Below are 12,012 nucleotides of genomic sequence, written 5' to 3' on the forward strand. Positions count from 1 at the left end.
CTCCACCGCAATGTAAGACCCCTATTAAAACTTTTTTTGATTGCACGTTCAATATAAAAAAGAAACTTGTTAGGATACTGTGCTTCGGTTGTTATGAAAGCGCAACGGGAAGGTGAATACTGAACCGTGCCGAACAATCAGGAGGGAAAACAGGAGAACGATACCGATAAGGCTGATCGCTACGGCCCTGCTACTTCATTGAATAATTACAGGAAATTAACCAGAGGTAACCGATGATTAATCCACCTGCCAGTGAAAAAGACAGAATCAATCCCGTGGTGTTTTACACCTCTGCCGGACTGATTCTGACATTTTCACTTGTCACCATTTTGTACAGCGATCTCGCTGCCGGCTGGATCCAGAGCGCGGTCAACTGGGTATCGTCCACTTTTGGCTGGTACTACATGCTGGCCGCCACGCTGTATATCGTCTTTGTCATCTATATGGCCTGTTCACGCTACGGCGCCATCAAGCTGGGCCCGGAGCAGTCCAAACCCGAATTCAGTCTGCTGAGCTGGTCGGCGATGCTGTTTGCCGCCGGCATCGGCATCGATTTGATGTTCTTCTCGGTGGCGGAACCGGTCACGCAGTATATGCAGCCGCCGGAAGGGGCCGGGCAGACCCTGGAAGCGGCGCGTCAGGCGATGGTGTGGACGCTGTTCCACTACGGTCTGACCGGCTGGTCGATGTATGCGCTGATGGGCATCGCGCTCGGCTACTTCAGCTACCGCTATAATCTGCCGCTCACCATTCGCTCGGCGCTTTATCCGATCTTCGGCAAACGCATTAACGGCCCGATTGGCCACACGGTGGATATCGCGGCGGTGATCGGCACCATTTTTGGTATCGCCACCACGCTGGGTATCGGCGTGGTACAGCTCAACTACGGGCTGAAAGTGTTATTTGATGTGCCGGAAGGGCTGACGGCGCAGATGGCGCTGATTGTACTGTCGGTGGTGATTGCCACCATTTCGGTGACCTCGGGCGTGGATAAAGGTATCCGCATCCTGTCGGAGCTGAATGTCGCGCTGGCGCTTGGTCTGATTCTGTTTGTGCTGTTTATGGGCAAGACGGATTTCCTGCTCAACGCGCTGGTGCTGAACGTCGGTGATTACATCAACCGCTTTATGGGCATGACGCTCAACACCTTTGCGTTTGATCGTCCGACGCAGTGGATGAACAGCTGGACGCTGTTTTTCTGGGCGTGGTGGGTGGCGTGGTCGCCGTTTGTCGGCCTGTTCCTCGCCCGTATTTCCCGTGGCCGCACCATCCGTGAGTTTGTGCTCGGCACGCTGATTATCCCGTTCACCTTCACGCTGCTGTGGCTGTCGGTGTTCGGTAACGCGGCGCTGTACGAGATCATCCACGGCGATGCCGGTTTTGCCCAGGAAGTGATGGCGCATGCCGAGCGCGGGTTCTACAGCCTGCTGGCGCAGTATCCGGCGTTTAAGTTCAGCGCCTCGGTCGCCACCATTACCGGCATGCTGTTTTATGTTACCTCGGCGGATTCCGGCTCGCTGGTGCTGGGGAACTTCACCTCGAAGCTGAAGGATATCAACAGCGATGCGCCAAACTGGCTGCGCATTTTCTGGTCGGTGGCGATTGGCGTGCTGACCATGGGCATGCTGATGACCAACGGCATCTCTGCGCTGCAAAACACCACGGTGATCATGGGCCTGCCGTTCAGCTTCGTGATTTTCTTTGTGATGGCCGGGCTGTATAAATCACTCAAAGTGGAAGATCACCGCCGCGCCAGCGCCAGCCGTGATACCGCGCCCTATATTCCGGCGAGCAATGACCGTCTGAGCTGGAAAAAGCGGCTGTCGCGCCTGATGAACTACCCGGGCACGCGCTATACCCAGCAGATGATGGAAACCGTGATCTATCCGGCGATGCAGGATGTCGCTAAAGAGCTGGAGCTGCGCGGCGGTCGCGTATCGCTGGAGAGCGTTGCGCCGGAAGAGGGCCAGCCGCTGGGCTACCTTGATCTGCGCGTGCACCTCGGCGAGGAGCAGGATTTCGTCTATCAGGTGTGGCCGCAGCAGTACTCGGTGCCGGGCTTCACCTATCGCGCCCGCAGCGGTAAGTCGCACTATTACCGGCTGGAAACCTTCCTGCTGGAGGGCAGCCAGGGCAACGATCTGATGGACTACAACAAGGAGCAGGTGATTATCGACATTCTCGATCAGTACGAGCGTCACCTGAACTTTATCCATCTGCATCGTGAAGCGCCGGGCAGCAATATCACTTACCCGAGCGTGTAACAGTGCGGGCAGCCGTGCAAGGCGGCTGCCCGTTTAATCACGCGGCGTTCCTCGCATAATTGCCAGCGGCAGCTAGACTCACTAGCTGACCTGAAGGGGAACATAATGAAATTGGGTTTTGCGTGTAAGTACTTTGATTCTGAGGCTAAACAGCCATTTCCATTTAAAACCACCACCCGCACACGCTTTCTCGCTATGGAGCGTAACGCGGCGGCCACGCTGCTGCTGACATTGGCACAAAATAACCTGCAGAACCTCTCTCTGACGCTGGAACAGCTGGCGCAGCAGCCGGATGCATTACGCATGATGCGCATCGGCAGCGATCTGCTGCCGCTGTACACCGTGCCGCTGGCCACTGAACTGTATGGCGATATTCTGCCCGAGCTGCAGCCGCTGTTTAGCCGCTGCGGCGAATTGGCCCGCGCGCACAACATTCGCCTGTCGTTCCATCCCGGCCAGTATACGGTGCTGGCTTCGGATAATGATGACGTGGTGGATCGGGCGCTGGAGGATGTCGAGTACCACACGCTGTGCGCGGTATTGATGGGCTACGGCAGGCAGTTTCAGGATTTCAAAATCAACATCCACATGAACGGCAAACGCGGTATTGAGGGTTTTCGCGCGGCGTTTATGCGCCTCAGCCCGGAAGCCCGCAATATGCTGACGGTGGAAAATGACGAAATTTCCTGCTCGCTGGATGACGTCTTGCAGGCACGAGCGCTGTGTCCGGTGGTGCTGGATATTCACCATCACTGGGTGAAAGAGAACCAGTTTATTCAGGCCAGCGATGCGCGCGTGGCGCTGATTCTGGAGTCGTGGCGCGGCGTGCGGCCGGTGCTGCACTATTCGATCGCCCAGGAAGGGCTGATCCCGGAGAGCGGCTTTCCCGATCAGGAGCAACTTGCCGCCTCTAAGCCGAAGCTGCGCGCCCATTCTGACTACTATTTCAACCAGACGCTGAATGACTGGGCGCTGTCGTTTGATCGCTTCGACATCATGTGCGAAGTCAAAATGAAGAACCTCGCGCGCGATCGCCTGTATGACTATGCGCAGACGCGCTGATTAACCGCTTACGGCGCCGTGATCACAATGGCGACGCGGCGATTTTGCGCCCGGCCCTGCGCAGTGTTATTGCTGGCGACCGGCGCGCTCATGCCCAGCCCGCGCGTCACGATGTTTTGCCGTGGAATCGCCGCGCCGGTGGCCCACTGATCGGCCACCGCGTTGGCGCGTTTCAGCGACAGCTGCTGGTTGTAATCCGCTTTGCCGTAGTTATCGGTGTGGCCGTCAACGCGCAGATGTTCGATGCCGGTAGCGGCCAGGTTTTTCGCCATCTGCGCAATGCTGGCTTTGCTGGCGGGCGTCAGGTCAGATTCATTGATGCCAAACAGGATTTTATCGGACAGGCCCAGTCCCCAGCCTTCGGCGTTTTCGCTGAAGCCGGCCTCGCGCATCGCTTTAATCTGCGCGTCGCTAAAACGCCCGGTTGACTGACAGCCGACACAGGCCAGCACCATAAGCAGCAAACATGATTTCAGTTTCATACGCGTACCTTACTCATTCCTTTGTTTTTATACATGTGCATATCGGCGCGCTCCAGAATCGACGCCACCGAATCGCCATGCTGCGACCAGGCGTAGCCGATGGTCACCGATGTGGTGATCTGCGTGCCTTCCGAAATCACAATCGATTGCGCGATTGCGGTACGAATATCTTCCGTCAGCTGCTGCAGATCGGCTTCTGAGGTGCGGCTGGTGATCAGCATGGCAAACTCGTCACCGCCCAGCCGCGCCACCAGATCGTCCTGATACGCCAGCGCGCTGAGGCGCGCCGCGATGGCCTTCAACACTTCATCACCGGCGGCATGGCCCCAGTTATCGTTAATGCTCTTGAAGCGATCGCCGTCGAGAAACAGCAGCACAAAATTCTCATGCGCCAGCTGCTGATCGAGCAACTGCGACAGGCGGCCAACAAACGCCGAGCGGTTGGCCAGTCCGGTTAACGGATCCTCCAGCGCTTTGGCCGCCAGTGAACGGTTATCGCGTAGCAGCGAGGCTTTTAGCGTCTGCATTTCACTCAGCAGCGAGTTGAGATCTTCGGAAAACAGCTGAAACTCTTTGGTCGGATTTTGCGGTACGCGCGTCGAGAAATCGCCAGAGCGAATCACGTAATGGATGGCGCTGGTGATATTGCGCAGCGAGCGCAGGATACCGCGATGCAGAAATTCACTCAGCAGGCAGGAAATCACCAGCACGCACAGCATACCGATGGATAAAATCATCACCGAATAGCGAATAAAATCGGCCGCACCGCTGACGGTGCCGGCCAGCATTAAATGGCCGACCTGGGTTTCGGCGTGATTAATTTCCACCGCCAGCGGCTGCTGATAGATCCAGCGACGCAGTAGCGTTTCATACCAGCCGCTCTCTTGCTGGCGATCGTGCCAGTCCACCAGTACGGTATTGCCCGCCGTGACCAGCTTCGCGGAGGCAAACATCCCTTCATTGCCGAGCAGGGCTATTTTGTTGCGGGCATCATAGCTGTCTTCAAATACCGTCGCGGCGGTCAGGCTGGTGCTGAGTGTGGCGGCAATGAGTTCGAGGTTTCTTTTCTCATAGCGTTTAATAAACAGTAAAGACGTCGATGTCAGCAGCAGCCAGCACAGCAGTAATATCACGGCGGCATTGACGGTGCTGATACGACGCAACTTATTGCGAATCGATGATTTATCTTTTTTTATGCTATCAAACTTCATCTTATTTGCTTCCTTTGCGGGACAGCAACAACACGTCCGGGCTCACTCTGACACCGCTGCGCGCCAGCGAGTCAAGGTTGACGGAAAATGCGGTGTGATCGCGGTTAAAGATCAGACAAAAGGCCGCGCCAACCGCACAGTCCGGGTTGTTTTCCGCGATGGACAGGACGGCTTTACCCTGTAGCATCGCCAGCAGTTCAGTTTGCTGCTGCGGCGTCTGATCGCCGAAGTAAATGGCATCACAGCGCTGGCGGCTGAGTTCGCTGGTCTGGTTAATCCACACCACGCTGAACGGCGTCGGGCCCTGAGGCTGCGCAAGGTGCTGTGCTGAAGCGAATACGCACAGCTGTGGCGGCTGTGTTAACTGTGGCCAGTGGCTAAAACTGATGATGCCGCTGACGATGCGGTTAGCCTGATCGTCACGCTGAACCGCACTGTTTGCCGCCTGAGCAGCAGGAAAACAGAGGAGATAAATGAGAGAAAATACGGGAAGAAATGCGCGTAAGCCCTGCAATAAATAGAGCAGCTGGCTGTCGCCCTTCACCTTTAATTGTAGTTGTAACATAGCGCTATCTCTGAACAGCAACCGGGAAATAGTACCATCGCGCTGTACAAAAGAGTACCGCCGTACAGGCGCTGATACCGCGATCAGGCAGGGTAGAATAAATTCGTCAGGACCGGATTTAAATAGAGAGTTAAAAGAGTAATGAATAAAAACGCAGCAGAATAAGCGTATTAAGGCTGGCTTCTGCCGGATATTCCCGCAGCAAAATTAGCGCAGCGGCGCGATTTTTCGCAAAATGAATTGTCCGGCGACGCCGGATATTCCCTTTGTGGCGCAATGGCCCTGAATTGAACAATCATTCAGCGCCATTCACCGCATTTTTTTAATTAAAATCCAAATCCCGGCCGTTGCTGGCAATGACCCGCTGATACCACCAGAAGGATTTTTTGCGCAGCCGGTTGAGCGTGCCGTTGCCGTGGTCGTCGCGATCGACATAGACAAATCCGTAGCGTTTACTCATTTCACCGGTCGACGCCGCGACCAGATCGATGCAGCCCCAGGTGGTATAGCCCATCACCGGCACGCCGTCAGCAATCGCTTCACCCATGGCGCGAATGTGCTGTTGCAGGTAGCTGATGCGGTAATCGTCTGCAATTTCCCCGCTGGCATTGATTTCATCGTGCGCGCCGAGACCATTTTCCACCAGAAACAGCGGCTTCTGATAACGGTCGTACATCATATTCATGGTGATGCGCAGGCCAAGGGGATCAATGCCCCAGCCCCAGGCGCTGCGCGCCAGATGCGGATTGGTCAGTGACTTCACCACGTTGGCGGCGCTGCTGTTCTGTTCATTCATCTCTGCCGACGCGCAGCGCGAGGCGTAATAGCTGAAGGAAATGAAATCGACGGTGTGGCGCAGCAGTTCGTCATCGCCTTCCGCCATGACAATCTCCACGCCTTTCTCGCGAAATACCCGGGCGGCATAAGCGGGATAAGCGCCGCGCGCCTGGACATCGATAAAGAATAAGTTCTCGCGATCTTTCTGTAACGCGGCCCACACATCTTCCGGCTTGCAGGACCACGGATAGAAGTTGCCGCCGGCCAGCATGCAGCCAATCTGATTCTGCGGATTGATCTCATGGGCGATTTTGGTTACCAGCGCGCTGGCGACCAGCTCATGATGCGCTGCCTGATATTTCACCTGTTCGTGATGTTCATCCGGCGCGAACACCAGACCGGCACCGGAGAACGGGCTGTGCAGCAGAATGTTGATCTCATTGAAGGTCAGCCAGTATTTCACCAGACCATCAAACGCTTCGAAGCAGGTGCGGGCGTAACGCGCGAAGAAATCGATCATTTTACGGTTGCGCCACGAACCGTATTCGGTGACCAGATGCATCGGCACATCGAAGTGACACAGCGTGACCAGTGGTTCGATGCCGTATTTGCGGCACTCCTCAAATACGCTGCGATAGAAGGCGATACCTGCCGCGTTCGGCGTCAGCTCATCGCCGTTGGGATAAATGCGGCTCCAGGCGATGGAGGTGCGAAACACCGTGAAGCCCATCTCCGCCATCAGGGCGATATCTTCTTTATAGCGGTGATAAAAATCGATGGCGTCGTGGCTCGGATAGAACTCATCGTCGCGCAGCGTATAGCGCGGCTCCAGCCCCAGCTTCACCGCCATGCGATGCTCGCCGTGTGGAATCATATCCACCGTGGTTAAGCCTTTACCGCCGGCGCGATAACTCCCCTCTGACTGGTTGGCGGCTAACGCGCCGCCCCATAAAAATCCCGCAGGAAATGTCACTTCAGACATCACTCACCTCAATCACAGTCCATTATTAATTCGCGCTGACCGGCTTTGCCGCTTCCGGCTTACCGGGGCGCGGCGCGGTCTCCGTCACCGGAATATCTTCAAAGCCAAGAATCAGCGTCAGGATGAACGACAGCACCACTGACAGCACCATCACGCCAGCCACCCAGACGATGCTCATCGGGTTGGTGGGATCGAAAAACTGTACGCTGGTAAACAAGCCCGGTGAGGCCATCGAGTGGCTGGCGAGGCCGCCGATGCCGGCCACCGCGCCACAGATAAAGCCGCTGATCAGGCTGGCAATCAGCGGACGCTTCAGGCGCACCGCCACGCCGTACAGCGCCGGTTCGGAAATGCCGGCGACGATGGCGGAAGCTGCCGCCGCGAACGCCGTCTGCCGCAGTTCCGGATTTTTGGTTTTGAACGCCACCGCCAGCGATGAGCCGCCCAGTGACAGGTTGGCGCCAATTTCCGACGGCATCACCATGCCTTCTTTGCCGGTCTCAGCGATGGTCTGAATAATGGTCGGGGTAAACACGCGATGCATGCCGGTCATTACCAGCAACGGCCACAGACCGCCCATGATCGCCACCGACAGCCAGCCGAGATAACCGTGAATGGTGTAAACCAGCGCCGAGATGCCGCTACCGATCCAGATACCGAGCGGGCCAATAAAGACGATGGCGATGGGGGCTGCAATCAGCACAATCAGCATCGGTTTAAGGAAGTTTTTGGTCACCGCCGGGGTAAAGCGATCGACCCAATATTCGATGTGCGACAGAATCCACGTCATCACCAGCGCGGGGATCACCGTGTAGGTGTATTTCACCGCGGTGACCGGCACTGAGGCGAATTCCACTACCTGACCCTGCGCCGCTTTGGCCATCAGGTCGATAAAATTGGGATGCACCAGCACGCCGGCAATGGCAATCGCCAGCGACATATTGGTTTTAAATTTCAGCGCCGCCGAAGCCGCCACCATCACCGGCAGGAAGAAGAAGGCGCCGTCACCAATCACATTCAGGATGATTAACGTCGACGAGCCTTTGGGCAGCACACCGCTCATCTCCAGCATCATCGCCAGCAGTTTCACCATCGATCCGCCAATGATCGCCGGGATCAGCGGTGACATGGTGCCGACCAGCGCATCGAGAATGCCCGCGCCGATACTGCGCAGCGTGATTTTCCGTTTCACCGGCGCGCTGCCGCTGTTGCCCGGCGTGCCGAGTTTCATCACTTCCTGAAAGGCGAGATTGACGTTGTTGCCGATGATCACCTGACACTGACTGTCGGTGTGCACCACGCCCATCACGCCGGGAATGGCTTTCAGTGTGGCGTTGTCGACGCGCGTGCTGTCTTTCACCACGAAGCGCAGGCGTGTCATGCAGTGGGTAACGGCTTCAATATTCTCTAATCCGCCGAGCGAGGCCACAATGGCTCGTGCGGCGTCAGCGTAGTTGGTCGCCATGAATGTTTGTCTCTGATTGTAGGGTAGAGGAAACGTCGGTTTCGTCTGGCTGTTATGTGTTCATGAGAAACCGGTTTCACAAAATCATGAACAGGCGCATTCATTCAGACAAGAAAAATCGCTATCTTCGTTTTAATTTTGTGATGTTGATCGGCTGACGGGCGGCGGGATCTTTAACCGCAGGCGCAGGGCGACAAGAAAATTCCCCGTCTTATTCATCGCTTAGGTACACTGAGGCGATGAGCAGCGAAGCAGAGTGAAGCATGGCAACCATACTTGAGGTGGCAAAAAAGGCCGGCGTGTCAAAAGCGACGGTGTCGCGCGTGTTGTCCGGCAACGGCTACGTCAGCCAGGAGAAGCGCGATCGGGTGTACCAGGCGATTGCCGAGACCGGCTTCCGGCCGAATTTGCTGGCGCGCAATCTGGCGACTAAATCCAGCCAGACCATCGGCCTGGTGATCACCAACACGCTGTATACCGGCAGCTATTTCAGCGAAATGATGCAGCATTCGGCGCGTATTCTTGAGCAGCAGGGCCGTCAGCTACTGCTGGTGGATGGCAAACACAGCGCCGAAGAGGAGCGTGCGGCGATTCAGTTTCTGCTCGATCTGCGCTGCGATGGTGTGATCATCTATCCGCGTTTTCTCACCATCGATGAGATGGACAGCATCATTGCCCAGCACCGCCATCCGATTCTGGTAATCAACCGGCGGCTGCGTCAGCACGACAGTTACTGCATCTACTCCGATCAGCAGCGCACCAGCGCCGAGGCGGTGGCGCAGCTGATTGCGCTCGGCCATCGCGATATCGCTTTTATCACCGGATCGCTTGACTCGCCAACCGGGCGCGAGCGCCTGGCCGGTTATCACGCGGCACTGGCGCAGCATCAGCTGGTGGCAGATGACGCGCTGGTGGTGGAGGGCAAATGGCAGGCGCAGCACGGGGCGGCGGCGGTGGAAACGCTGCTGGCGCGTGGTAAACCGTTCAGCGCGCTGGTCGCCAGTAACGATGAGATGGCGGTGGGCGCGCTGAAAGCGCTGACGGCGCATAACATCCGCGTGCCGCAGCAGGTGGCGGTGCTGGGTTTCGACGATATTCCGCTGGCGCCCTATACCATTCCGGCGCTGGCCAGCGTGCGCATGCCGGTGACCGGCATGATCGAGGAAACCATTGAACGCCTGGTGTCGATGCTCGACGGCGGCGAAATGCGTAACCGCAAAACCTTTGCCGGCGAGCTAATTCTGCGCGAATCCGTCGGTCCCGGCCCGTTTTACCCTGGCTGAAATCAGGCGTTCAGCAGCGCCTGCTTAAACGAATAGATGTGCACGCGCGCGGCGTCTTCTGCCCGTGTTACGTCACCCTGCGCCAGCGCCGCAATGATTGCGTCATGCTCGGCAATCACCTCCTGCATGTGCTGCGCGCTCGACAGGGTGGTTGCCCAGAAGCGCTGCGCCTGGGCGTGGATGATGCTGAGAATATCTGACAGACGACCGTTGCCGGCGATGTCAGCCAGCACCTGATGAAACTCGCGGTCCAGCAGCATCATCTGCTCACGATCGCGCGCCACACTGGCGGCGGCGATGCGCTGATTCAGCGCCTGTAGCTGGGCAATCTGCGCCGGATTCACGCGCTGCGACGCCAGCCGCAGGCACAGCGCTTCATTTACCAGCCGCACTTCAATCAGCTCCAGCGCATCGTCAATCGACAGCGGTGCCACCATCACCCCTTTACGCGGGATAATCTGCAGTAACCCTTCGGTCGCCAGCCGGTGTACCGCCTGGTTAACCGGCGTGCGGCCCATTGCCAGATCCTCCATCACCTGCGCGGTATTGAGATATTCACCTGGCTTATAGCGCAGCGTAATCAGGCGATGCCTGAACGCCAGATAGGCCTGTTCATTCAATGAAACGCTTTTTTGTCCGGCCTGTGACTTCACATTTTCAGCAACTGAATCACTCATCACGCAGATCCTTATTTGGGTACTGAGACATCTTACACAAAAACCTGGCATGAAAATGGCTATCTTGAAATTGCAGTGAAATTTCACACGCATTTTTCATCAGGAGATCATCGCATGCATTTACGCTTTACAACCGACTCACAAGCCGCCCCGGTGCTGGATGTCGACATTAAGCAGCTGGTCATTGCCGGGTGGGTGGGCCGCGACCAGGCGGCGGTGCTGCACCATATCAGGGAGCTGGAGGCGCTGGGCGTGCCCGCACCTGGTGCAGTCCCGCTGTTTTATCGCGTAGCCACCCAGCAGCTGGCGCAGCACAGCCCGCTGGAAGTGGTGGGCGAGCAAACCTCCGGCGAAGCCGAGCCGTTTGTGTTTTTCCATCGCGGCGAATACTGGGTGTCGCTGATTTCCGATCACACCGACCGTCACCTGGAAACCTTCAGCGTGGCACTGTCGAAGCAGGCCTGCGTCAAGCCGGTCGCCGGTCATGCGTGGCGTATGGCAGAGGTTGAGCCGCACTGGGATCGGCTGGAGCTGCGCGCGTGGATCAAAGTCAACGGCGACTGGGTGACTTATCAGCAGGGCACGCTGGCATCTCTGCTCACGCCGATGGATCTGCTGGCGCGCTACTTTGGCGATCGCCCGGTCAGCGAAGGCTTTGCGATGTCATGCGGCACGTTGAGCGCGATTGGCGGCATCCGTCCGGCCAGCGAGTTCCGCATGGCGCTGCACGATCCGCTGCTGAATCGCACGCTGGAACACCACTATGTCACCGGCACGCTGCCGGTGATTGCCTGAGGAGACGCATATGACCACCTTATGGCAGGCGAGCCAGCTACTGCGCGCCGGAGACCTCACTGCAAGCGCCGCGACGCAACAGGCACTACGCGCCGCCGAGCAGCCATCGGGCGAAGGCGCACGCGTGTTTACGCGGACCTATTCCGCCCGCGCCGTTCAGCAGGCGCAGCAGGCTGATGTGCGCTGGCAACAGCAACAGCCGCGCAGTCCGATTGATGGACTGCCAATCAGCATCAAAGACCTGTTTGATGTGGCGGACGAACCCACCTGCGCCGGCTCGCGCGCGGCGGGCGGCGCATCCGCCAGCACGCGCGAGCCGGCGCAGGTGGGTTCGTCCGCCACATCAAACAGGTCTTTGATGCTGATTGGCAGTCCATCAATCGGACTGCGCGGCTGTTGCTGTTGCCAGCGCACATCAGCCTGCTGCGCCTGCTGAACGGCGCGGGCGG

General features: G+C 57.5%; 10 protein-coding genes and 2 pseudogenes. 5 read left to right on the plus strand and 7 right to left on the minus strand.

Going from position 1 to position 12,012, the window contains the following annotated elements:
* The first annotated feature begins 233 nt into the window (after nucleotides 1–233).
* Nucleotides 234–2,264, plus strand: a complete 2,031-nt coding sequence (locus tag ERD80_RS08755; protein WP_021509525.1) for a choline transporter — start codon at nucleotides 234–236, stop codon at nucleotides 2,262–2,264.
* Nucleotides 2,265–2,369: 105 nt separating this feature from the next.
* On the plus strand, nucleotides 2,370–3,326 hold the full coding sequence (locus ERD80_RS08760) for a UV damage endonuclease UvsE (protein ID WP_058758822.1): 957 nt from the start codon (nucleotides 2,370–2,372) through the stop codon (nucleotides 3,324–3,326).
* A gap of 8 nt (nucleotides 3,327–3,334) precedes the next feature.
* On the opposite strand, the gene ERD80_RS08765 is transcribed toward ERD80_RS08760, so the two are convergent.
* The 5 genes from ERD80_RS08765 to ascF form a co-directional block, all read right to left on the minus strand.
* Nucleotides 3,335–3,808: an OmpA family protein gene (locus ERD80_RS08765; protein WP_136546570.1), complete on the minus strand. Its 474-nt coding sequence runs from the start codon at nucleotides 3,806–3,808 to the stop codon at nucleotides 3,335–3,337.
* The gene (locus ERD80_RS08770) at nucleotides 3,805–5,019 is read right to left on the minus strand and encodes a diguanylate cyclase (RefSeq protein ID WP_058770539.1); all 1,215 of its coding nucleotides are present in this window, start codon (nucleotides 5,017–5,019) and stop codon (nucleotides 3,805–3,807) included. Before ERD80_RS08770 ends, ERD80_RS08765 begins: the two co-directional genes overlap by 4 nt.
* A 1-nt stretch (nucleotide 5,020) precedes the next feature.
* Complete coding sequence (locus ERD80_RS08775; protein ID WP_058775074.1) at nucleotides 5,021–5,584, minus strand: YfiR family protein; 564 nt, start codon at nucleotides 5,582–5,584, stop codon at nucleotides 5,021–5,023.
* A 322-nt stretch (nucleotides 5,585–5,906) separates the two neighbouring features.
* Nucleotides 5,907–7,343, minus strand: coding sequence for a 6-phospho-beta-glucosidase (locus ERD80_RS08780; RefSeq protein WP_136546572.1), 1,437 nt, complete (start codon nucleotides 7,341–7,343; stop codon nucleotides 5,907–5,909).
* Nucleotides 7,344–7,368: 25 nt separating this feature from the next.
* The gene (gene ascF, locus ERD80_RS08785) at nucleotides 7,369–8,808 is read right to left on the minus strand and encodes a PTS cellobiose/arbutin/salicin transporter subunit IIBC (RefSeq protein WP_136546574.1); all 1,440 of its coding nucleotides are present in this window, start codon (nucleotides 8,806–8,808) and stop codon (nucleotides 7,369–7,371) included.
* A gap of 263 nt (nucleotides 8,809–9,071) precedes the next feature.
* Here ascF and ERD80_RS08790 point away from each other — a divergent pair, with 263 nt between their 5' ends.
* Nucleotides 9,072–10,091 (plus strand): LacI family DNA-binding transcriptional regulator, encoded by a 1,020-nt coding sequence (locus ERD80_RS08790; RefSeq protein ID WP_136546576.1) that lies wholly within the window; start codon nucleotides 9,072–9,074, stop codon nucleotides 10,089–10,091.
* Between the two features lie 2 nt (nucleotides 10,092–10,093).
* Here ERD80_RS08790 and ERD80_RS08795 read toward each other — a convergent pair whose 3' ends face one another.
* Nucleotides 10,094–10,768 carry a GntR family transcriptional regulator gene (locus ERD80_RS08795; RefSeq protein ID WP_136546578.1) on the minus strand — a complete coding sequence of 225 codons (675 nt, stop codon included), beginning with the start codon at nucleotides 10,766–10,768 and terminating at the stop codon, nucleotides 10,094–10,096.
* A 114-nt stretch (nucleotides 10,769–10,882) separates the two neighbouring features.
* Here ERD80_RS08795 and ERD80_RS08800 point away from each other — a divergent pair, with 114 nt between their 5' ends.
* Both ERD80_RS08800 and ERD80_RS22835 read left to right on the plus strand, forming a co-directional pair.
* The gene (locus ERD80_RS08800; protein WP_136546580.1) at nucleotides 10,883–11,563 is read left to right on the plus strand and encodes a DUF2848 domain-containing protein; all 681 of its coding nucleotides are present in this window, start codon (nucleotides 10,883–10,885) and stop codon (nucleotides 11,561–11,563) included.
* 10 nt (nucleotides 11,564–11,573) lie between these two features.
* Nucleotides 11,574–11,792 (plus strand): annotated as a pseudogene (locus ERD80_RS22835) (amidase); the annotation flags it as partial.
* A 56-nt stretch (nucleotides 11,793–11,848) separates the two neighbouring features.
* On the opposite strand, the pseudogene ERD80_RS22840 reads toward ERD80_RS22835, so the two are convergent.
* Nucleotides 11,849–12,012 (minus strand): annotated as a pseudogene (locus tag ERD80_RS22840) (amidase family protein); the annotation flags it as partial.

Origin of the sequence: Pantoea sp. R102 (genome assembly GCF_004916815.1) — a bacterium.
Classification (GTDB): domain Bacteria; phylum Pseudomonadota; class Gammaproteobacteria; order Enterobacterales; family Enterobacteriaceae; genus Pantoea; species Pantoea dispersa.

Bases quoted from the DNA above. Each gene is read 5' to 3' on its own strand.
- ERD80_RS08780 (WP_136546572.1), bottom strand. From the start codon at position 7,343: ATGTCTGAAGTGACATTTCCTGCGGGATTTTTATGGGGCGGCGCGTTA.
- ascF (WP_136546574.1), bottom strand. From the start codon at position 8,808: ATGGCGACCAACTACGCTGACGCCGCACGAGCCATTGTGGCCTCGCTC.
- ERD80_RS08775 (WP_058775074.1), bottom strand. From the start codon at position 5,584: ATGTTACAACTACAATTAAAGGTGAAGGGCGACAGCCAGCTGCTCTAT.
- ERD80_RS08795 (WP_136546578.1), bottom strand. From the start codon at position 10,768: ATGAGTGATTCAGTTGCTGAAAATGTGAAGTCACAGGCCGGACAAAAA.
- ERD80_RS08755 (WP_021509525.1), top strand. From the start codon at position 234: ATGATTAATCCACCTGCCAGTGAAAAAGACAGAATCAATCCCGTGGTG.
- ERD80_RS08765 (WP_136546570.1), bottom strand. From the start codon at position 3,808: ATGAAACTGAAATCATGTTTGCTGCTTATGGTGCTGGCCTGTGTCGGC.
- ERD80_RS08770 (WP_058770539.1), bottom strand. From the start codon at position 5,019: ATGAAGTTTGATAGCATAAAAAAAGATAAATCATCGATTCGCAATAAG.
- ERD80_RS08800 (WP_136546580.1), top strand. From the start codon at position 10,883: ATGCATTTACGCTTTACAACCGACTCACAAGCCGCCCCGGTGCTGGAT.
- ERD80_RS08790 (WP_136546576.1), top strand. From the start codon at position 9,072: ATGGCAACCATACTTGAGGTGGCAAAAAAGGCCGGCGTGTCAAAAGCG.
- ERD80_RS08760 (WP_058758822.1), top strand. From the start codon at position 2,370: ATGAAATTGGGTTTTGCGTGTAAGTACTTTGATTCTGAGGCTAAACAG.